Source organism: Pseudomonas sp. PDM28 (genome assembly GCF_019219115.1).
Classification (GTDB): Bacteria; Pseudomonadota; Gammaproteobacteria; order Pseudomonadales; family Pseudomonadaceae; genus Aquipseudomonas; species Aquipseudomonas laurylsulfatiphila.
This window is the reverse complement of record NZ_JAHUWG010000047.1, coordinates 1-255: the sequence shown is the minus strand read 5'-3', so window position 1 is coordinate 255 and position 255 is coordinate 1. Positions and strand designations below refer to the sequence as shown.

The following is a 255-nucleotide window of genomic DNA, read 5'->3' as shown; positions in this document are numbered from 1 at the left end:
TGCAACAACTACGACCTGATTCCCAGCAACCCGATGACCGCCGCTTGTTGCACTGGATGAGCCGGTTGGGCCGCAAGGAGGCTGCGATCAGGCTAGCCAACCGCAACCTGCGAATCGTCTGGGTGCTTCTACAGAATGACCAGACTTATCGTCGCCACGCTGGTGATGGCCAGCCAGCGACGATGGGCCACTGAGCGACAGAGTTCTGCCACCGAGGTACTAACTGTCTGACCCCCTGCTGAAAAAAATTGACCC

Annotated in this window: 1 pseudogene; it reads left to right on the top strand. The window is 58.0% G+C overall.

Annotation, left to right across the window (positions count from 1 at the left end):
• Positions 1-194, top strand: a pseudogene (locus tag KW841_RS30215) (IS110 family transposase); the annotation flags it as partial.
• Positions 195-255: the final 61 nt, after the last annotated feature.